The 19,600-nt window shown below is 63.8% G+C and carries 20 protein-coding genes; 2 read left to right on the top strand and 18 right to left on the bottom strand.

Annotated features, from left to right (window positions below; translation table 11 throughout):
• Positions 1 to 8: 8 nt before the first annotated feature.
• The 13 genes from tatC to ANI01nite_RS01190 form a co-directional block, all read right to left on the bottom strand.
• On the bottom strand, positions 9 to 875 hold the full coding sequence (gene tatC / locus ANI01nite_RS01130) for a twin-arginine translocase subunit TatC (RefSeq protein ID WP_141355345.1): 867 nt from the start codon (positions 873 to 875) through the stop codon (positions 9 to 11).
• Between the two features lie 9 nt (positions 876 to 884).
• A complete protein-coding gene (gene tatA, locus ANI01nite_RS01135) occupies positions 885 to 1,100 on the bottom strand; it encodes a Sec-independent protein translocase subunit TatA (protein WP_022875116.1) in 216 nt (71 codons plus the stop codon).
• A 31-nt stretch (positions 1,101 to 1,131) separates the two neighbouring features.
• Positions 1,132 to 1,446, bottom strand: a complete 315-nt coding sequence (locus ANI01nite_RS01140) for a hypothetical protein (protein WP_143181014.1) — start codon at positions 1,444 to 1,446, stop codon at positions 1,132 to 1,134.
• 45 nt (positions 1,447 to 1,491) lie between these two features.
• Complete coding sequence (locus ANI01nite_RS01145) at positions 1,492 to 3,498, bottom strand: helix-turn-helix transcriptional regulator (protein WP_066138297.1); 2,007 nt, start codon at positions 3,496 to 3,498, stop codon at positions 1,492 to 1,494.
• Between the two features lie 93 nt (positions 3,499 to 3,591).
• Positions 3,592 to 3,987, bottom strand: coding sequence for an FKBP-type peptidyl-prolyl cis-trans isomerase (locus ANI01nite_RS01150; protein WP_066138294.1), 396 nt, complete (start codon positions 3,985 to 3,987; stop codon positions 3,592 to 3,594).
• 16 nt (positions 3,988 to 4,003) lie between these two features.
• A complete protein-coding gene (locus ANI01nite_RS01155; RefSeq protein ID WP_162989282.1) occupies positions 4,004 to 4,939 on the bottom strand; it encodes an FKBP-type peptidyl-prolyl cis-trans isomerase in 936 nt (311 codons plus the stop codon).
• A 121-nt stretch (positions 4,940 to 5,060) separates the two neighbouring features.
• Entirely contained in the window at positions 5,061 to 6,434 is a 1,374-nt protein-coding gene (pafA, locus tag ANI01nite_RS01160; RefSeq protein ID WP_141355347.1) for a Pup--protein ligase, read from the bottom strand.
• A gap of 78 nt (positions 6,435 to 6,512) precedes the next feature.
• Positions 6,513 to 6,698 carry a ubiquitin-like protein Pup gene (locus ANI01nite_RS01165; protein ID WP_141355349.1) on the bottom strand — a complete coding sequence of 62 codons (186 nt, stop codon included), beginning with the start codon at positions 6,696 to 6,698 and terminating at the stop codon, positions 6,513 to 6,515.
• Between the two features lie 67 nt (positions 6,699 to 6,765).
• On the bottom strand, positions 6,766 to 8,382 hold the full coding sequence (gene dop / locus ANI01nite_RS01170; protein ID WP_141355351.1) for a depupylase/deamidase Dop: 1,617 nt from the start codon (positions 8,380 to 8,382) through the stop codon (positions 6,766 to 6,768).
• Positions 8,379 to 10,088, bottom strand: a complete 1,710-nt coding sequence (arc, locus tag ANI01nite_RS01175; protein WP_369826762.1) for a proteasome ATPase — start codon at positions 10,086 to 10,088, stop codon at positions 8,379 to 8,381. Before arc ends, dop begins: the two co-directional genes overlap by 4 nt.
• A gap of 148 nt (positions 10,089 to 10,236) precedes the next feature.
• Positions 10,237 to 11,295, bottom strand: a complete 1,059-nt coding sequence (locus ANI01nite_RS01180) for a tRNA (adenine-N1)-methyltransferase (RefSeq protein ID WP_038991044.1) — start codon at positions 11,293 to 11,295, stop codon at positions 10,237 to 10,239.
• Between the two features lie 42 nt (positions 11,296 to 11,337).
• Positions 11,338 to 12,465, bottom strand: coding sequence for a site-2 protease family protein (locus tag ANI01nite_RS01185; protein WP_141355353.1), 1,128 nt, complete (start codon positions 12,463 to 12,465; stop codon positions 11,338 to 11,340).
• Positions 12,462 to 13,175 (bottom strand): HAD family hydrolase, encoded by a 714-nt coding sequence (locus tag ANI01nite_RS01190; RefSeq protein WP_141355355.1) that lies wholly within the window; start codon positions 13,173 to 13,175, stop codon positions 12,462 to 12,464. The genes ANI01nite_RS01185 and ANI01nite_RS01190 overlap by 4 nt, the downstream gene beginning before the upstream one ends.
• Positions 13,176 to 13,258: 83 nt before the next feature.
• On the opposite strand from ANI01nite_RS01190, the gene ANI01nite_RS01195 reads away from it, so the two are divergent.
• Positions 13,259 to 14,167 (top strand): proteasome assembly chaperone family protein, encoded by a 909-nt coding sequence (locus tag ANI01nite_RS01195; protein WP_141355357.1) that lies wholly within the window; start codon positions 13,259 to 13,261, stop codon positions 14,165 to 14,167.
• Between the two features lie 32 nt (positions 14,168 to 14,199).
• On the opposite strand, the gene mshC is transcribed toward ANI01nite_RS01195, so the two are convergent.
• The 3 genes from mshC to ANI01nite_RS01210 all read right to left on the bottom strand — a co-directional run bounded on the left by mshC (position 14,200) and on the right by ANI01nite_RS01210 (position 16,702).
• Complete coding sequence (mshC, locus tag ANI01nite_RS01200) at positions 14,200 to 15,462, bottom strand: cysteine--1-D-myo-inosityl 2-amino-2-deoxy-alpha-D-glucopyranoside ligase (RefSeq protein WP_141355359.1); 1,263 nt, start codon at positions 15,460 to 15,462, stop codon at positions 14,200 to 14,202.
• 127 nt (positions 15,463 to 15,589) lie between these two features.
• The gene (locus tag ANI01nite_RS01205) at positions 15,590 to 16,414 is read right to left on the bottom strand and encodes an undecaprenyl-diphosphate phosphatase (protein ID WP_073706253.1); all 825 of its coding nucleotides are present in this window, start codon (positions 16,412 to 16,414) and stop codon (positions 15,590 to 15,592) included.
• 78 nt (positions 16,415 to 16,492) lie between these two features.
• Entirely contained in the window at positions 16,493 to 16,702 is a 210-nt protein-coding gene (locus ANI01nite_RS01210; RefSeq protein WP_038991037.1) for a hypothetical protein, read from the bottom strand.
• A gap of 44 nt (positions 16,703 to 16,746) precedes the next feature.
• Between ANI01nite_RS01210 and ANI01nite_RS01215 the strand changes: the two genes are divergently transcribed.
• A complete protein-coding gene (locus ANI01nite_RS01215; protein WP_141355361.1) occupies positions 16,747 to 16,980 on the top strand; it encodes a DUF5703 family protein in 234 nt (77 codons plus the stop codon).
• A gap of 33 nt (positions 16,981 to 17,013) precedes the next feature.
• Here the strand turns inward: ANI01nite_RS01215 and ANI01nite_RS01220 are convergent, their stop codons facing one another.
• Together ANI01nite_RS01220 and ANI01nite_RS01225 are read right to left on the bottom strand one after the other, a co-directional pair.
• Positions 17,014 to 18,153: an acyl-CoA dehydrogenase family protein gene (locus tag ANI01nite_RS01220; protein ID WP_141355363.1), complete on the bottom strand. Its 1,140-nt coding sequence runs from the start codon at positions 18,151 to 18,153 to the stop codon at positions 17,014 to 17,016.
• 47 nt (positions 18,154 to 18,200) lie between these two features.
• Positions 18,201 to 19,517, bottom strand: a complete 1,317-nt coding sequence (locus ANI01nite_RS01225; protein ID WP_141355365.1) for a M20/M25/M40 family metallo-hydrolase — start codon at positions 19,515 to 19,517, stop codon at positions 18,201 to 18,203.
• Between the last annotated feature and the right edge of the window lie 83 nt (positions 19,518 to 19,600).

Consider the following 19,600-nt stretch of genomic DNA (forward strand, 5'->3'; position numbering starts at 1 on the left):
GCCCTGGTTCAGAGCTGGGATTTCGGTTCGTCAATCGGGCTTGGGGTATCAATGCCAGAAGTTTCGCCACTGGCCAGGCGCTCATTCTCGGCTTCCTGCGCCGCCATCTTCTTCGCGCGCTTCTTGTCATTGAAGTGGCAGATCAAGGTAGCCACCGCGAAGGTGATGAACAATGGCCCAGCCAACGCGAACATCGTGATCGCATCGCCGCCCGGTGCAGCCATGGCGGCCACCAGCGCAATAAGGAAGACGGTGATGCGCCAGTGCTTCAAGATGAGCTTGGCTGGCAGGATGCCCACCATGTTCAGGCCGACCATCAGCACGGGCACCAGCATGGCCAGGCCGAATGCCAGCAGCAGGCGGAAGATGAAGGGCAGGTACTCTGAAATGTTCAGCAGGTTATCGGAGTTTTCCGGCGACAGGCTGATGAAGAATTCCAGTGCGAAAGGCAGAACGAAGTACGCCATCGCGACGCCGCCAAGGAACAGCGGCACCGCAGCGGCGACGAAACTGTAGCTCAACCGGCGCTCGTTCTTCTTCAGCCCCGGGACGATAAATGCCCACAACTGGTAGAGCCATACCGGGGAGGAAACGATGAGGCCAACGAAGAGCGCTACCTTGATCATGATGTCGAAGGGCGACATCACTGCGGTGAATACTACCGAGCCGCCTGCATCTTTCACAGGTGCAATGAGCAAGGCAAGCAGCCAGTCGTAAACGAAGAAGCCGGCAACCGTACCCAAGGTCAGCGCAATGAGCGACTTGAATAACCGGTTGCGCGCTTCAATCAGATGCTCTTTAAGAGCCATCCGACCTTCGTCGTTCTTGACCCGCTTCTTCTTGCCGCGCGGGTTCTTGTCTTTATTTGTTGCCACTGAAGAGGTCTACGAGTTGTTCTTTTCGTTGGGGTTCGGTTCATTGACGGTGCCATCAACGGTTTCCGATTTAGGATCGTCGTCCTTCATCTGGCGAACCTCGGACTTGAAAATGCGTAACGACTGACCCATCGAGCGAGCCAAGCCTGGAAGCTTTGGAGCGCCGAACAGCAGAAGCGCCAGCACGATAATGATGACCAGATGCCATCCCTGTAAGCCACCCATGTGGATTCCCTTCTCTTTCCTTAAGTCTACGTCAGAACAGGCGCAGATCACGCATGTTCTGAGCCTGGCCGCGCTGTGCGCGACGTGCGACACGTCGAACTCGACGCGCCTCGATTCTTTCGGCTCTCCCCTGATCGCGAAGCGCTTTGATCATCTCCGGATCCCCATGCGTCGCATCGGTTCCGTGCGGGTAGCGACGCGGGTTCGCAGCGTATTCGACGACGCTGCCTTCTTGGCTTAAACCGGCACTGATGTGATCAGCCGCGTCGCCAAGGCCCTCAACGACCGCCATGCCTCGTTTGAATAAACGGAAGCCGGCAATCACTGCTGCAAGTACTGTTGCCAAAACGAGTACAGTCCACAAAAGGACCCAGAACCACCAAGGAAGCATCTACTTATCCTCATACATTGCGATAGCCTCGTCCAACCAACCCACTACATGTTCGCGCGTAGCGTCAGGAGAGACCACAGTCAGTTTACCGCTATGGCGAGCCACCAGCGGCGCAGCTACTTGGTGATCCGAGAACTGGACCTTGGCCAAATATCCCGCACCGATCCTTCCCGTAGACCAGGATGACGGATGGAATGCTTCGATAACCGGCAAGATTTCCGCGTCAACATGGACAATGACCTGTAGATCCTCGTCGCTGGACTCGTAGCGGATCTGGACATCCTGCTGGTCTTCATGCCGGGATTCCAGCTCGAAGTGTTCACCGATAGTTTCCACGCTTAACATCCGGTCCACCCTGAAAGTTAATACGCTGTGTCGTTTTCGGCACCATGCGCGCAGATACTGCACTGCGCCATCTTCAATGAGCCGGATCGGTTCCACATCGCGAAGCTGGTGCGTGCGCGAACTGGCCGAGTAGTAGTCGATGCGCACGACGTCCTGGGACCGTATTGCCTGGACCAGCTGCTGCGGAATGTCGTTCTCCCGCGCCTTGGAGAGCGCGAAGCCCAGCGCCCCGCTCCAGCCGTCAAAGCGGGCCACGGCGGAGTTGACCTTGGCCAGCGCGGCATCGAGCACCTGCTGGTGCTCGAACTCGGGAATGCTCGCCAGGGCATTGAGCCCGCCGAGCACGGCCACTGCCTCCAGCGGTGCCAGCTTCTGCGGCTCGGCGAGCAGTGCCGCATTGGAGATCGTCACGGTATCGGACTCGACATCTCCGTCGTTGACGTTGATCAGCTCATCGTGCTGGCCGTTTGGCACGCCGCACATCATGATCATGGCCAATTCTTCGCGCACCTTGGCAACGCTCATGGCGTAGCGTTCGGCCAGCTCCCCGATTTCCACGACACCGTGTGCGTGCACATATTGGATCATGTCGATATTCCGCATGACCTGGGTCGTGGTGGTGCCACGGCCGGTGGCGCGATGCGGACGGAATTTCACGTCTGCAAAGTCGCCCTCGGTGCCCTGGCTGCTCTGGGCGGTGCGTGCGTCGCGCAGAATCTGCTGCACCTGCGTTACGAGTTCGGCCGGCGCCAGGACTTTGGCTGCCGGACCGTAGGCGGCCAGCTGCCGGGCAAATGAATGCGGATCCGCATAGCCGATCTGCAGCTCATCCTGGTCGCTGCGTCCATTCACTGCTTGGGCACGCAGCGGAATGGCGTCATCGCCCAGGAGCAGCACCGTTGCCATCAGCCCCGGATGCTGCAGGTCGAAGTCCTGCAGCACCCGGGTCATGTCGAAATCTGCCGGACGGGCACGATACTGCCCGTTGGACCCAGCACCGCCATGCCGGAAGTTGGCGAACTTGCCCTGCACCCGCGAAAGGCGGAAGACGCGGGTGTCGTCCCGCGTATGGTCGTAGCCGGTGAAGTACCAGTTGCCGTAGCGCTGGCCGATCCCCCACACATCGACGATGCGGTCGCTGCGCGTTCCGTTGGAGGACGTGTAAGCGAACTTCAACGTGTTGCGGTTGAAGACGGCCAGGGCGCATTCCCGGAAGTTCGGTTCATCCATGGACAGGCGCGGAACCAGTGAGCCGGCCAACGGGGCGACCGGAGCGGCATCGCCTTCAAGCCCGGTGACCCGGGCGGCTGCGTTGAGCCCGAGCGTCTGCAGCTTGGTGTCTTTCCAGAGGCTCGCGGCCAAGGCGACGAGGCCGGCTTCCGCGGGGCTGAATTCCACCGGCGGCAGGAACCAATCGGTCGTATCGATGCTGTAGTACGTGACATCGTCGATCACTTCCTTGTCCAGCTGCAGCCCGAAGTCATTTCGGATGTCATCCTTGAGGCGATCCAGCGCCTTCTCGCGGGTTTCCTTGCTGCCTTCCGGCACCAGGTATGATCCAATGCGCTCGGCGTTGAACTTCCGTGATTTGGTAGCCAGCGCATAGATGAGGCTGGTCAGGCGTTCAGCCTTGCTGGGTCCAGGAGTTTGCTTTGTGCTCACGTGCCTACAGTAACCAATTTTCACTTGCAACGATGACTTTTAAGACAGCAACGGCCCCGATTCGTGAATCGGGGCCGTTGCCAGCACATGGAATTACTTCGTGCCCATCAAATCGACAACGAAGATCAGCGCTTCATTAGGACCGATGGCACCCGGGGCGCCACGCTCGCCGTAGGCCAGGTGCGATGGGATGTCCAGGCGGCGGCGGCCGCCGACCTTCATGCCCAGCAGGCCCTGGTCCCAGCCCTGGATGACCATTCCGACGCCCACTGGGAAGTCGAGGGTCTGCCCGCGGCCCCAGGAGGAGTCGAATTCCTCGCCGGTTGACCAGGCGACGCCTACGTAGTGCGCCTGGACGGTGGTGCCTGGAGTGACCTCAGCGCCGGTTCCCTCGATCAGGTCGGTGATGACCAGTTCTTCAGGAGCGTCGGTGCCCGGGAAATCGATCTCCGGCTTGGTGCGGTCGTAGTTGCGTTCTCCGAACGACATGCTCACGGCCTTTCTGTTACTTGCTTTCGCTTACCTTGTCTAATTCTACGTAGAAGACCAGTGGGCCTGCAGGCCGGCCCTGGGCTTCAGCGTTTTCGCCGTAGGCCAAGTCGGTCGGGATGGTCAGCAAGACCTTGCTGCCTTCCTTCAGGCCCTGGAAGCCCTGCAGCCAGCCCTCGATCACGCCTCCGGCCATATCGGCCTCGAAGCCTTCTTCGCTGCCGAAGTTGCCGTCGAACTTCTTGCCGTCTTCCCAGCGCACGCCGTGGTAGTGGGCGGTGACCTTCGAGGTTTCGCCAACGGCTGGCCCGTCTCCTTCTTCAAGGACGTCCACGACCAGCCCTTCAGGAGCCTCGGTGTCCTTCGGGATGGTGATCTGCGGATCGCCCTTGCCGGTCTTCACGGTGGGGAGCTTGCCCGCGTCCTTGAGCTTCTTGACCTCGTCCTGGCCCAGGGTCTGGCTAGGGCTCTTGGAATCGGCGATCTTGATCACGATCAGCCGTTCGGCACGCGAGCCCTCGGCCGGTTCGGCCACGGAACCATCTGCCTGCTGCACGCCTTCAATCGCCGCATAGGCGATCCAGTCGCCAATCTGGGACTTCAACAGGGTGTCGTACAGCTCGGGCATCTGCTCCTTGAGCGTCTCGTCAACCTTCATCGGCGACGGATCGGCGGTGAAGTTCTCATTGGTCAGCAGGCCGTCAATGGTCTTGTAGAGGCCCGACTGGATCTGGATGGTGTCGCCTTCCTTGACGTCCGCTCCCTCGCCCTCCACCACGGTGACAGCTTCTGCCTTCTCGGTCAGCAACGGGGCATCGAACTTGACCTCCGGTGCGGTCTTGTCATCTGCTGCTGGCTTGACGTCGATGTCGCTCAGGGCTGACGAACCCGAACCGCAGGACGCCAGGGCAAGGATGGACGCGGTGGCGCATACTGCCAAAACTTTTCGCACGAATCTTCTTTCCGGTTGGATTAGCTGGTCTTGCATTGCGGGCTTGCCTGAAGGGCATGGCTCGAAATGGCCTGCGTCCAGCATAGATGTTTTTGCTGTGTAAATACTTGTTTCCAGCTTGCTATTGCTGCTGGCCCATCAGCTCGATGAGCTCGTCGATCTGCGGATTGCTGGTAGCGAACGGGTCCTTGCACAGCACGATGCCGCCCGGACCGTCCTCGTATTTCATGTGCACCCAGTCCGCGCTGTAGCGCCGTCCGTTGGCCCGTGCGGCACGAATGAATTTGCTGCGCAGCGCCGCGCGTGTCGTGGCCGGCGGGTTGTTCACCGCCTGCAGGATTTCGGCATCGGTGACCACCGAGCTGGCCAGGCCGCGGCGCTTGAGCAGGTGGAACAGCCCGCGCTGCGGATCGATGTCGTGATAGGTCAGGTTCAGCTGCGCGAGGCGCGGGGACGAGAGCTCGAGGGAATTCTTCCGCGCATATCCCATCAGCAGCTTGTGCTTGATGGCCCAGTCGATGTCCTTGTCGATCAGCGAGAAGTCCTGGCTCTCTACGGCGTTCAGGGTGCGTTCCCATAATTCCAGGACGGTGTCGACCTGGTCGTGGTGCGCGCCGTGGCGGGCGATGAATTCCTTGACCGATTCGAAGAGGATCCATTGGATCTGCAGTGCGGTGGGCTCGTCGCCTCCCATCAGCCGCACCACGGTCTGGCCGGTGAAGTCATGGGAGATCTGGCGGATCGAGCGGATCGGGTTTTCCAGCCGCAAATCGTGGTAGATCTCCCCCGATTCGATCAGCCGCAGAACCAGGTCGGTGGCGCCGATCTTGAGCAGCTGGGTGGTTTCGCTCATTGTCGAATCGCCCACGATGACATGCAGCCGGCGGTGGTACTCGGCATCCGCATGCGGCTCGTCGCGGGTGTTGATGATCGGCCTCGAGCGCGTCGTGGCCGAGGAGACCCCTTCCCACATGTGGTCGGCGCGCTGGGAGAAGACGTACTTGGTTTCCCCCTCATCGGTGATCAGATGCCCTGCACCGCACAAGAGTTGGCGGGTGACGAGGAAGGGGATGAGCATGTCGGCCAGGCGCTTGAACTCGATCTTGCGCGGGATGAGGTAATTCTCGTGGCACCCGTAGGAGTTGCCGGCGGAGTCCACATTGTTCTTGAACATGTAGATCCGGCCTTCGTGGCCTTCTTCGGCCAGCTGGTCTTCGGCCTGGTCGACGAGGTCGAGCATGAAGACTTCGCCTGCGCGGTCATGGGCGATCAACTGCTTGAGCTGGTCGCATTCGGCGGTGGCGTACTCGGGGTGCGAGCCGACATCCAGGTAGAGGCGCGAGCCGTTCTCCAGGAAGACATTCGAGCTGCGCCCCCAGCTGACCACCGGCTTGAACAGGTGCCGTGCGGCATCTTCCGGGGTGAGCCGCCGCCCATCGGACGGGACATAATTCAGTCCGAACTCGGTTTCCAGACCAAAAATTCTGCGATCCACGCGAAGCTACTTCCCCTCAACTGCGGTTCTGCGCCGGGTGGCAGAACACGATGTCCAAAGCCGAAAGCCCGCGGGGGCTTACTGGCCGCCCTTTTGCACGAATCCGCGCACGAACTCCTCGGCGTTGGATTCCAGCACCGAGTCGATCTCGTCCAGCAGGTCGTCCACGCCGGCGGACTGGCCGGTGGTGTTCACCTGGACCTGCTCGGCTTCGGCCTGCTGGCCATGGGTGTTGCGGCGGGACGAGAAGCTTTCCTGGGTCATCGTTTTCTCCTGACGTAGTCGCGAATCCCGGAATTACGCACCGGGACTCATACCTATTCTGCGCCGATTAGCGGTGCCGCGCCAATTCGTCGATAAATTCCGCAATCTCCAACTCGGCCTCGAACAGCTCGCCCACCTGCGCCCGGGTTCCGGCCAGCGGCTCGGGCATGTGGAAGCGGCTGATCTTGCGCGCCCCGGGCACGGCGAAGGACAGCGCATCCCAGTTCGCCGCGACCACATACGGCGCATAGCGCTGCAGGGTCATGCCGCGCAGGTAGGCGCGGGTATTCTCGGGCGGCGCGCTGACCGCCTGGTTGATCTCCTGCTGGCTAAACAGCGTCTGGATGGCTCCGCGTTCGGCCAGCCGGTAGTACAGCCCCTTGTTTGTGCGCAGATCCGCCCATTGCAGATCGAGCATCGCCACGCGCGGATCCGACAGCTCCACTCCGTGGCGCTGGGCGAACCCGTTGACCAGCTGGTATTTGGCGATCCAGTCGATCTGGTCGGCAGCGTCCATCGGGTCGCGCTCGAGCAGATCCAGCATCTGCGCCCAACGGGTGAGGATCTCGGTGGTATCCGGATCCGCAATCCCCCGTGCCGCGCAGTAGCTTTCCGCCGCGTGCAGGTAATGGCGCTGGATCTCGATGGCGGTCAGCTGCACCCCGCCGCGCAATCCCACCTTGGCCTTCAGCGTCGGATCGTGGCTGATCTGCTGCAAGGCCAGGACCGGCTCGGCCAGTTCCAGCTGCGGGGCCATGCCCGCTTCGATCAGCGAGAGCACCAGGTTGGTGGTGCCCACGCGCAGCAGGGTGGAGATCTGTCCGAGGTTCGCATCCCCGATGATCACGTGCAGCCGCCGGTACTTGTCCCAGTTCGCGTGCGGTTCATCGCGGGTGTTGATGATCGGGCGGTTGATCGTGGTTTCCAGCCCCACTTCGGCTTCGAAGAAGTCGGCGCGCTGGGAGATCTGGAAGGCGGCCCGTTCGTTGAGCATGCCCTGGCCTACCCGCCCGGCACCGCAGAAGATCTGGCGGCTGGCGAAGAACGGGGTGAGCCCGCTGGCAATGGCGGAGAACTCGATGCCGCGCGGCATCAGGTAGTTCTCATGAGAACCGTAGGAGACCGACTTGTTGTCGGTGTTGTTCTTGTAGAGCAGCAGTTCCCCGCTGCCCAGGCGCGCGGCGGCCTGGGCGGCGCGGCGCATCACCTCATCGCCGGCCTGGTCCCAGAGCACCGCGTCGCGCGGCGTCATCGTTTCCGGGCTGGAGTATTCCGGGTGGGCGTGGTCCACATACAGGCGTGCGCCGTTGCCCAGCACCATATTCATCACTACATCCGTGGAGTCCTTCTCCTGGTAGAGCGTGGATCCCAAATGCGCGTCATTGCCGTCGAGCGCAATGGACTCGGCGGTCCAGATGCCCTCGTCCTCCAGCCCCGGTTCCACGTCGGTCAGCTGGCTCGGGTGCGCCTGCGCGCGGTCCATGGCGAAGCCGCGCGCATCCTGCAGCGGGGATTCGTCGGAATAGTCCCAGCGCGCGGCCTTGGCCGCCGAGTCCTGCTCGGCCACCAGTTGCGCGTAGGCGTCGACGATCTGCGCCGAGAGCACCGTCGCGTTGGCCTTGGGCATGTTCGGGCGGATGATCCCGTATTCGGTTTCCAGGCCGACCAGCCGACGGGCGCTCATTTGCCGGCCTGCTGGTTGACCAGGGAACGGATGTTGCTGATCCGCTCGCCCTTGCGCCCGGAAATCCGCGCCCAGTCATCGGGGTTGGTGGTGTTGGGCATGTCTTCGTGCTCGGCGAATTCCTCGCGGACCGCGCGCAGCAGGTACTCGGTTTTCAGGCCGCGTTCGTTGTCCGTGATCAGCGCCTTGATGGCGTGCTTCTTGGCGCGGTCCACGATGTTGTGGATGACCGCGCCGGAGGCGAAGTCCTTGAAATACAGCACCTCGGTATCGCCGGTGACATAGGTGACTTCGAGGAATTCGTTGATCCGTTCGGTGGAGTACATGGCCTTCACCGCCTCGCGGATCATCCGGGCGATGGTGGCGGAGGCATCGCCGGCATCGGCCGCGAGCTCATCGGCGTGCAGCGGCAGCTGCGTGGTCAGGTACTTGCTGAAGATTTCCGCGGCGCCCTCGGCGTCGGGACGGCGGATCTTGATCTTGACATCCAGGCGTCCGGGCCGCAGGATCGCCGGGTCGATCATGTCCTCGCGGTTCGAGGCACCGATGACGATCACGTTGTCCAGCCGCTCCACGCCATCGATTTCGGCCAGCAGCTGCGGCACGATGGTGGTCTCGACATCCGAGGAGACGCCGGTGCCGCGGGTGCGGAACAGCGCTTCCATCTCGTCGAAGAACACCACGACCGGATCGCCGTGCAGCGCCTTTTCGCGGGCGCGGGCGAAGATCAGCCGGATGTGGCGTTCGGTTTCGCCCACGTACTTGTCCAGCAGCTCCGGGCCCTTGATGTTCAGGAAATAGCTGCGGTTGCTGGTGCCTTCCTTGCGCTCGGCGACCCGCTGGGCCAGCGAGTGGGCCACGGCCTTGGCGATCAGCGTCTTGCCGCAGCCCGGAGGGCCGTAGAGCAGGATCCCCTTGGGCGCGCTCAGCCCGTGCTCGCGGTACAGTTCCGGATGGGTGAAGGGCAGTTCCACCGAATCCTTGATGGCTTCGATCTGCGAGTTCAGCCCGCCGATATCCGAGTAGGCGATGTCCGGCACTTCTTCGAGCACCAGGGATTGCATGTCGGTGAGCTGGACGCGGGAGACCGCCATGCCCGAGCGGGAATCAATGGACAGCTGGTCGCCGACGCGCAGGTGCATCTCGCGCAGCGGTCCGGCCAGCTCGATCACGCGCTGGTCATCGGCCCGGGCCATGACCACTGCGTGGTGGTTTTCCAGCAGTTCCTTGACTGTGACCAGTTCCCCGGTTTCCTCGAAGCCCAGGGCGGCAACGATCACCAGTGCTTCGTTGAGCAGCACCTGCTGGCCGATGACCAGCTTCTCGAAGTCCAGCAGCGGGCTGACCGCCACGCGCATCTTGCGCCCGGAGTAGATCACGTCGGCCGCCTGCGCGCCGGTGGATTCGATGCCCAGGCCCGGTTCGGGATGCTTGCGCGGGTGCTTGGCCACGATGGTGCCGTGGCTGAAGGGGGTGTCGCCGTCTTTTTCCAGCGCGGCCTTCAGGTTGATGATCTGCTCGCGCGTGGTTTCCAGCAGGGCGACCAGCCGCTTGTTGTTCCCGCTGATTCCTGCCAGCTGCTTGTCGAGGTTGCGGTTCTTGTCGCGCAGCACGTTGACCTGGCGTTCGGTCATCTGCAGCCGCTCGGCCAATTGTTCTGCTTCGCGATTATCGTTCACGTTCCAACCTCCAACATCCAACGCCATCCGGGCCCGTTCTGGGAGCCTGATGAAGTTTTTCCAGTGCATGGCGCACCGGCTTGCTTCCATACTAGGAACTGAAGGCCCCGAGTGCAGAACACCCGGGGCCTGAAACCGCATAATGAGACGTTGCGTCTCAGCATGCGGATGCTGCTCAGGCGCCGCCGGCGCCTTCGGCGTTTTCCTCAGCTGCGCGCACGCGCACCGACTGGTTGGCGTCGCGCGCGGCACGGCGCAGCTTCTTGTCCGACAGGCCGCGCTCGCCCAGGGCTTCTGCCGTCCATTCGTCCTCAGCGTGATCGCGGGTCCAGGCGCTGAGGTCCTCGTCCGAGTAGGAGTGCTCCTTGATCCGCTTGGCCTTCGGGATGCCGTCAGCCGAGTCGGCCAGCCGGCGGCAGGTGATCAGGAAGGCGGTATGCGCGACCATGCGGTGGTCCGGGCGCACCGCGAGGCCGTCGACGTGCCAGCCGCGGACCAGGGTTTCGAAGCATTCGGGCTCGGTGAACTGGCCGGAGGCGCGAATCGCCTCGACCACCCGGGACATCTGGGTCACTGAGGAGACGTAGTTGGTCCACACCCCGCCCGGCGCCAGCACGGTGGCTACCGCGTCAAGGCATTCCCAGGGGCTGAGCATGTCCAGCACCACGCGGTCGATGCTGCCTGGCTCTTCGAGCTCTACAACCTTGTCCTGGAAGTCGCCGATGGAGATCTGCCAGGACGGGTGGTCTCCGCCGAAGACGGTGGAGACGTTGCCGCGGGCGATGTCGGCGAATTCCTCGCGGCGCTCGAAGGAGTGCAGGAAGCCCTCGTCGCCTACTGCGCGCAGCAGCGAGATGGACAGCGCGCCGGAGCCGACGCCTGCCTCGACCACGCGGGCGCCGGGGAAGATGTCGCCGAACTGCACGATCTGCGCCGCGTCCTTCGGGTAGACCACGGTAGCTCCGCGCGGCATGGAGAGCACGAAGTCCTTGGCCAGCGGGCGCAGGGCCTGGTAGCGGAAGCCGTCGGCATTCTCGATGACCGAGCCCTCGGGCAACCCGATGATGTCCTCGTGCGGCAGCACGCCCTTGTGCGTATGGAATTCGCCACCGCGCTGCAGGGTGATGGTGTTGATCCGGCGCTTCTCGTCGGTCAGCTGCACGCGGTCCCCGACCCGGAAGGGGCCGCGGCGGGCTGCCGCTCCGTGGGGGGCCTGGCTGATGGCTTCGCTCACTGATGTGATCCTTTTCTTGGTGCTTTCAGTCTGTCTAGAAGTCTACTTGCGGCGTCCGGTGACGGCGTTGACGATCTGCCGCTGGTGCAGCAGGCCCACCACGTTCCCGGTGGAGCTGATCACCGCGTATTCGGCGCTCTCCACGCTGGCCAGGTAGTCGATCAGCGCGCGCCCGTCCGAATCCTCGGCGACGATCGCGCCTTGGCCCAGGGCGCGGGAGACCGCCAGCGCCGGAACCTGCGCCGCCTGGCTTCGATCCACCCGGGACAAGGCCTGCGCGTCGATGACCCCTACGGGCATCCCCTTCGGGTCCACCAGGATGATCTCTCCCCCGCGTGCCGCCTGGCGCGCCAGCACATCGGCAACGCTGGCGTGCGAGACCATGGCCGAAGCCGGGCGCATCAGGTCGGTGGCGATCACCGTGGGCAGGTTCAGCATCATCTTGGAGTGCGCGATCAGCTGCGTGGTGGCCTGCCACATGAACATCGCCACCATGATGCCGACCACCACGGTGATGATCTGCGGCTGCTCGCCGCGAATGAGCGGATAGATGACGAAGTAGCCGATGAGGCCCACGGCGATCGCCCGGCCCACCCAGGACGAGGCGATGGTGCCCTTGAACTGGGACCCGGTGGCCTTCCAGACGATGGACTCGACCAGCCGACCGCCATCGAGCGGAAGCCCGGGCAGGGCGTTGAACGCGCCGAGCAGCAGGTTGGCATAGACGAAGAAGTCGAGCAGCAGGTTCGGGTACACGCCCAGGGTGGCATTCTGGATCACCAGCCAGCCCAATCCGGCCAGCACGAAGTTGGACAGCGGCCCGGAAAGCGCCACCCAGAGCGACGCGCCGGGCTTGGCCTTGAAGGAGCCGAACTGGGTGTGCCCGCCCATCAGGGTCAGCACAATGTGCGCATCGGGCCATTTGAAGGCGCGCGCGGTCATCGCGTGGGCCACCTCGTGGACCAGCACCGCCACGGCGATGGCCACGGCGCAGGCCAGGCCCATCAGGTAGGCGCTCAACGGCGGGATAATGCCGCCACGCGCCAGCTGGATGCCCACGCTGAAGGTGATCACCGCGGTGATGATGAACCACGAGCTGGAGAGGTAGACCGGGACGCCGCCGATGCGGCCCAGCTTGATTCCGGGGGACTTTTCCTGGGTACCGCTCACGCGCTGACCTGCACCAGCCAGCGGGACATTGCGGCCACATCCACTAAGGCCAGGGAGTCGATCCGGCGCCACTTGCCCTCGCCGGGGTCGGTGGCGTTGGGAACCAGCACCGCATGCAGCCCGGCCTCGGACGCCGAGGCGATGCCCGGCACCGAATCCTCGAAGCCGATGCACTGGGAGGCGGACAGCTGCTGGCCGGTGGCTTCGCCCAGCAGCTGCAGTCCGCGCAGGTATGGCTCGGGGTGCGGCTTGCCCTGGGCCACCTCTTCGCCGGTCACGCTGGCCTGGAAGGTGCCTTCGGGGATGGCGAGCATCAGCTCGTCGACGATGCTGCGCTCGGACATGGTCACCAAGGCCTGCGGGATCCCTGCCTGCTTGCAGGCGGCCAGCAGCTCGCGCGCTCCAGGGCGCCAGGGGATTTCGCGGCGGATGCCGGCAACCACCCGGGCCGAGAGCCAGTCGATGATCTCGCGGATTTCCAGCTGCACCCCGGCCAGCTGCAGGGCGCGGGCGCCATCGGGCAACGCGTTGCCGACCAGGGCCAGGCCCTGCTCATGGCTCCAGGTTCCGCCATGGGAGACCACCAGCTCGGCTTCGGCAGCCAGCCAATAGGGCTCGGTGTCGATCAGCGTGCCGTCCATATCCCACAACACGGCTTGCGGGGTTGCGGGCTTGGTTCCGGCGGCAAAGTCAAAACTGGTGCTTGGCATGAGTCCATTCTAGATGGAAGAGTGGGGCTAAGCCGCCTCGGCGAGCCACGCCGGGTACATCGAGTGCTGCCAAGGAGTCGTCAATGAACGAGGAATACCACGCCCCGACGCTGGACAGCTATATCGCCAAGACCCAGCATGAGATTCGCCCCACCATTGTCCTGGCCGCCTTCGAGGGGTGGAACGACGCCGGCTCGGCGGCGACGGATGCCGTCCGCCTGCTGCTCGAATCCCACGAGTACGAGCATCTGGCCACGGTGGGCGAGGACGACTTCTACGACTACCAGTTCACCAGGCCCAAGACCCGGCGCACCGAGAGTGGACGCGTGGTGGAATGGCCGCGCACCGAGCTGTTCAAGATCGCGCTGCCGCAGGCGGCCGCCGACCTGCTGGTGGTCCTCGGGGTCGAGCCGACGTTCAAATGGCAGGCGTTCTGCTCCCGGATCATCAAGGTGGCGCAGGAGCACAACGTCCACGCGGTGCTGAGCGTGGGCGCGTTGCTGGCCGACGTGCCGCATACCCGCCCGGTGCCGACCTCGCTGGCCAGCGACGATGCGCGCTTGCAGGAGCATCTGAAGATCAGCGCCTCCAGCTACGAGGGGCCCACCGGAATCCCCTCGGTGCTCGGTGTGGAGTTCGAACGCTACGGAATCCCGAGCCTCTCGCTCTGGGCGCAGCTTTCCCACTATGTCGCCCAGTCCCCCAGCCCGCGGGTCCAGCTGGCCATCATCGAGCTGCTGGAGGAGATCCTCCCGGTCTCCGTGCGCGACCAGAAGCTGCGCGAGGATGCGCTGGCCTGGAAGCATGGGGTGGACGAGCTGGCCGCGGCGGATCCGGATGTCGCCAAGTATGTCGAGCAGCTGGAGCAGGCCACCGACACCAGCGAACTGCCCGAGGCCAGCGGCGAATCCATTGCCCGGGAGTTCGAGCGCTACCTGCGCCGCCGCGGAAAGTACCGCACGGACGGCCCGGGGTCCGACTACGATATCTGAGGCGGACCCCGGGTTGCGTGCGAAGCAGCGTGCTAGAGCTTGAGCCCGAGCAGCGCGTCGATGCCGTCGCGCAAGGCGTTGGCGCCCTCGCCATTCGAGCTTGCAGGCTGTGCGGCCCACCGGTCGATGGCATCCAGCGCGGAGGGCGCATCGAGGTCATTGGCCAGGTGCTTGCGGATCTGGGCCATCACGCTGGCCGCATCCTCGAGGCTGGCGCTGGCCAGCGCCTCACGCCAGGCCGCCACGCGCTGCTGCGCGGTGGCCAGCAGTTCATCCGTCCAGAACCAGTCGCTGCGGTAGTGCTGGGAGAGCAGCACGGCGCGGATCGCCACCGGCTCGACGCCGGCGGCGCGCAGCTTGGAGACCAGCACCAGGTTGCCCAGGGACTTGCTCATCTTCTCGCCGTCCAGGCCCACCATGCCGGTGTGCACGTAGGCCTGCGCGAGTTCGGCATGGTCGCCGGCGGCCGCGTGGGCCGCGGAGAATTCGTGGTGCGGGAAGATCAGGTCCGAGCCGCCGCCCTGGACGGTGAACGGAGCCGGCAGGGTCTTGCGGGCAATCACCGAGCATTCGATATGCCAGCCGGGGCGGCCTTCGCCCAGCGTGCCGCCATCCCACCGGGGCTCGCCCTCGCGGGCGGCACGCCACAACAGCGGATCCAGCGCGTCGCGCTTGCCTGCGCGGTCCGGGTCGCCGCCGCGTTCGGCGAAGAAGCCGAGCATGGTCTCGCGGTCGTAGTCGGAGACCGATCCCAGCGTCCAGGCATCGTTCTGCGCGGCCATGGTGTCGAAGTACACGTCGCCTTCGACCCCATCGGCACCGGCTGGCACGCGGTAGGCCAGGTCCGCGTCGAGCAGCTGCTCGACCACGGGGACCAGCCAGCCGATGGATTCCACGGCGCCGATGTAGTTCTGCGGCGGGATGACATTCAGCGCTTCCATGTCGTCGCGGAAGAGCTGGATCTGCGACTCGGCCAGTTCCCGCCAGTCGACGCCCGTGGCCGTTGCGCGCTCCAGCAGCGGATCGTCCACGTCGGTGATGTTCTGGGTGTAGGCCACGGTTCGCCCGGCGTCGAGCCAGGTGCGCTGCACCAGGTCGAAGGTGACATATGTGGCGGCGTGGCCCATATGGGTGGCGTCATACGGGGTGATTCCGCAAACGTACATGCTTGCCGGCGCAAGAGCCTCATCCGCTGGCGCAGTCGCCTGCTGGGTACCGGTGGCGGTGTTGAAAAGTTCCAGTGTCGGTGCTGAACCAGCCACCTGAGGTACCTCAGGGTTTTTCCACGCGTGCACTTATGAACATCCTTTCGCAGATGCGACGTATTTCTTCCTTTAAGTCCAAGTGAAGCAGGACAAGGTTTATTCCCGTTAACTGCAAGATGTCCGTGAAGCAGTCCACGGACATCTTTCATGGGATGAATCAGGCGGCCATCCAGCCCAATCCGAGAGCGACGAACAGCGCCAGGCCCAGCAGGATGCGGTACCAGACGAAGAAGCGGTAGGAGTGGGTGGAAACGAACTTCAGGAACCAGCCCACGATCAGGAAGCCGACGATGAAGGCGACGACGGTGGCGACACCAGTCTGCGCCAGGGTGTAGACCCCCGGCTCATCGAAGGACTTGGCCAGCTTGTAGAGTCCCGAGGCGAACACCGCAGGGATGGCCAGCAGGAACGAGTAGCGGGCCGCCGCCTCGCGGGTGTAGCCCATGAGCAGGCCCGCGGTGATGGTGCCGCCGGAGCGCGAGACGCCCGGAATCAGGGCCATGGCCTGCGCGAAGCCGTAGAAGATGCCGTGCTTGACGGTCAGCTTCTCCAAGGTGCGCTGCTGCTTGCCGTAGTGGTCGGCGATGGCCAGGATCAGGCCGAAGACCACCAGGGTTGTCGCCACGATCCACAGCGAACGGAAGTTCGTATCGATGTAGTCTTCCAGCAGCAGGCCCAGGATCGCGATGGGCAGGGAGCCGACGATGATCAGCCAGCCCATCTTGGCATCCGGATCCGAATGCGGGATCTTGCCGGCCAAGGCCTTGCACCACGCACCGATGATGCGCACGATGTCACGCCAGAAGAAGACGATCACCGCGGTTTCGGTACCCAGCTGGGTAATGGCGGTAAAAGCCGCACCGGGGTCCTGGGCGTTAGGCAAAAGTTCGCCAACGATGCGCAAGTGGGCGGAGGACGAGATCGGGAGGAACTCGGTCAGGCCCTGGATCAATCCTAGGAAAGCTGCTTCAAACCAATTCACCCCTCGACATTACTTCACGGATTGCGAGTATCCGGACTCAGAAACACGTAATGCGAAAAATTCACCCCGTGGTCGTACTCACGCATCATCCGAGGGTATGGTGAAGGGCAAAAGCTCGGAATACTGTTCATAGAGGGCGTCCTCATAGTCTTCGAAGGCATCGGCCAACGCGCCAAAGGCGGCGTCGACGGAAGCCTCGGCGGCACCGCGGCTCTGCGACACAATTGCCAGATGCTGCTCCAGGCGGGCAATAAATGCTTGCAGTGCAAAACTCGGATCAGTACTCATAGCATGAGGCTACAACGCATGGCGTTCTTTAGATAGGGGGCAGGATGCTCGAAGAAAGAATTAAGCCGCCGCTGCATCATCCCGATGACCAGCGCTTCGAATACCTGGTCATCACCTCTTTCCCCGGCGAGCCGAAGCATGTAGCCCGGGCAGCCCTGCGCGAGCATGCGGATAACGGCAAATGGGAGCTCATGCGCACCTGCCGCTACGAGGGCGGCGCCTACAAGTATTGGCTGCGCCGCCGCGTGATGCGCATTCGCAGCACGCTGGCTCCCTGAACCGCCGCTAGGCAGGCTGCGCCGGGCCTCGGCCTAGCTGTCGAGCGGGCCGACCAGCCAGGAGGCCACCGTGTTGGCAGCCGACGCCGCATTGGACGGGTGGTACCAGCTGGCTTGCACGTCGCGGTAGAGCCGTTCGAATTCCGAGCCGCGGAAATACCCGCCGCCGCCCAGCAGCTGGCCGGCAACCTGGACGTTTTCCCGTGCGGTGTCCCCAGCAATGGTCCGCAGCGTCACCAGCTTCGGGAACCAGGCGCCCTGGTGGTCCGCCTTGGCTTCCAGGTCGCCGGCCACCGAGCGCTGGAGGGCATCCAGGGACAGCAGGCGCATGGCCGCCTCCGCCAGCAGGCCGCGGGCGCGGACATCCTGCGAATACTTGGTCCCGTCCTGGTGCACTCGATCATTCAGCGCCTCCTGCGCCAGGGTCACCGCACGATCGGCGATGCCCACGTAGACGCTCGCGGTCAGGGTGAGGAAGGACGCGAAGATGCCGAAGATGAGCGGGTCCGCGTTCGGGCCGACCGGCAGTCGGCTATGCACCCAATCGCTGGGAGCCACCGCATCCTCCAGCTTCGTGGTGTGCGACTGGCTGGCCCGCATGCCCAAGGTGTTCCAGTCGTCCATCGACTGCACGCCTTCGCCGCGGGCGACGAAGCCGTGGACGAGCTCCCCGGAGTCCTGGTCCTTGCCGAACACCCCCAGACGGGTGAACGCCGGGGAAAGCGAGGTGAAGATCTTCACGCCGGTGAATGCCACCGAACCATCGGCAGCGGTGGCCGCACTGGTCTTGGAGTCGAAGAGCACCGCATCGTTGCCCGGTTCCGAAATCCCGAAGGCCATCACTTCGCCCTCGGCAATCCAATCGGCAACCATGTCCAGGCGCCGGTCCCCGCGGGCCTGCAGCAGATAGGCGACGCCTGCCCAGACCTGGTGCATGTTGATCGCCAGCGCCGTACCCGGCGCGGCAGTGGCAAGGCGGCGCTGCGCCAGCGCCAGGGTGTCGAAACTCCACCCCAGTCCCCCGCGATCCGCCGGCACCAGCGCCTTGAGGTAGCCGAGTTCCACAAGCTCGTTGAAGTCCTCGATGGCGAACGCGTTCGCCTCGTCATAGCCGGCGGCCCGGCCGCGGAAGCGTTCAAGCAGCTCGTTGGTCAGTACTGATTCGATGGACAAGGATTCTGCTCCTGGTTTCTCTTGTGCTCGCTGGGAGCAGGATGTTTCTAGTAGTCCTGCAAGAGCTTCTGCAGGACCCGGACGCCGAATTTGACGGAGTCCACCGGCACTCGTTCATCGACGCCGTGGAACATTCCGGTGAAGTCCAGTTCGGCGGGAAGCTGCAGCGGCGCGAATCCGTAGCCGGTGATCCCCAGCTTGGCCAGCCATTTGTTATCGGTGCCGCCGGAGAGCATATAGGGCAGGACCACCGCATCCGGGTCCTCGGACAGCAGCGATTCGATCATCGAATCCACCAGCGCCCCGGCGAACGGCACCTCAAGGGAATCCTGCTCATGCACCATGGACAGCTCGACATGTTCCCCGGCCAATTCGCGCAGGGTCTGCACCGTGGCTTCGTGCTGCTCGGGCAAGGTGCGGCAGTCGATCAGGGCTTCAGCCTGGCCGGGAATGACGTTGTGCTTGTAGCCGGCGTCCAAGGCGGAAGGGTTCGCGGTATTCTGCAAGGTCGCGCCGACGAACCTCGAGACGTTGCCCATGGCCGAGAGCAGCGGGGCGGGATCTGCTTCATTGAAGTCCAGCCCGGACAGCTCGGCTACCTGTTCCAGCAGGGCGCGCGTGGTCTTGGTATAGGACAGCGGCCATTGATGCTCGCCGATGCGGTGCACGGCTCCTGCCAGATGTGTGACCGCATTGTCGCCGTTCAGCTGCGAACCGTGCCCTGCCATGCCCTGGGCGGTCAGCTTCAGCCAGGCGATGCCCTTTTCCGCGGTCTGCAGCATGTAGGCACGGCGGCCGTTGATCTCGACCGAGAACCCGCCGACTTCGCTGATCGCCTCGGTGGCGCCGGCAAAGAGCTCGGGATGGTTCTGCACCATCCAGCCTGCGCCATAGTCCCCGCCGGCTTCCTCATCGGCAAAGAAGGCGATGACCAGGTCGCGCCGTGGGGTGATCTTTTCGCGCTGCAGATGGCGGATGGCGGCGATGATCATCGCATCCATGTTCTTCATGTCTACCGCGCCGCGTCCCCAGATCATCGAGTCGATGATCTCCGCACCGAAGGGATCCACGCTCCAGTCTTCGGCGATGGCCGGCACGACATCCAAATGGCCGTGCACCACCAGGGCCGGCAGCGCCGGGTCGGCACCCGGAATACGGGTGAGCACATTGGCCCGCCCGGGAGCAGATTCGTAGATCTTGGCGTCCAGGCCAACTTCCTGGAGCAAACCGGCAACATATTCGGCGGCCTCCAGCTCACCTGCACCCTTGTTGCCACCGTAGTTCGTCGTGTCGATCTGGATCAGTTTCCGGCAAATCTCGACGGCTTCATTTTCCATGCGTGCAATGGCGTCGGCAGTGGGCATCGCAATTGATCCTCTCGTAGCAGTGCTCTGCCATACACACTAGTCGGCCAAGACCCCGGCCGTCTCGTACCGGCGTGCGCGAG

Origin of the sequence: Glutamicibacter nicotianae, assembly GCF_006539525.1 — a bacterium.
In the GTDB taxonomy this organism is placed as follows: Bacteria; Actinomycetota; Actinomycetes; order Actinomycetales; family Micrococcaceae; genus Glutamicibacter; species Glutamicibacter nicotianae.

Bases quoted from the DNA above. Each gene is read 5' to 3' on its own strand.
- tatA (WP_022875116.1), bottom strand. From the start codon at position 1,100: ATGGGTGGCTTACAGGGATGGCATCTGGTCATCATTATCGTGCTGGCG.
- ANI01nite_RS01225 (WP_141355365.1), bottom strand. From the start codon at position 19,517: ATGCCCACTGCCGACGCCATTGCACGCATGGAAAATGAAGCCGTCGAG.
- arc (WP_369826762.1), bottom strand. From the start codon at position 10,088: ATGGCGTTGGATGTTGGAGGTTGGAACGTGAACGATAATCGCGAAGCA.
- ANI01nite_RS01190 (WP_141355355.1), bottom strand. From the start codon at position 13,175: ATGCCAAGCACCAGTTTTGACTTTGCCGCCGGAACCAAGCCCGCAACC.
- dop (WP_141355351.1), bottom strand. From the start codon at position 8,382: ATGAGCGCCCGTCGGCTGGTCGGCCTGGAAACCGAATACGGGATCATC.
- ANI01nite_RS01210 (WP_038991037.1), bottom strand. From the start codon at position 16,702: ATGAGTACTGATCCGAGTTTTGCACTGCAAGCATTTATTGCCCGCCTG.
- ANI01nite_RS01215 (WP_141355361.1), top strand. From the start codon at position 16,747: ATGCTCGAAGAAAGAATTAAGCCGCCGCTGCATCATCCCGATGACCAG.
- ANI01nite_RS01150 (WP_066138294.1), bottom strand. From the start codon at position 3,987: ATGTCGTTCGGAGAACGCAACTACGACCGCACCAAGCCGGAGATCGAT.
- ANI01nite_RS01165 (WP_141355349.1), bottom strand. From the start codon at position 6,698: ATGACCCAGGAAAGCTTCTCGTCCCGCCGCAACACCCATGGCCAGCAG.
- ANI01nite_RS01195 (WP_141355357.1), top strand. From the start codon at position 13,259: ATGAACGAGGAATACCACGCCCCGACGCTGGACAGCTATATCGCCAAG.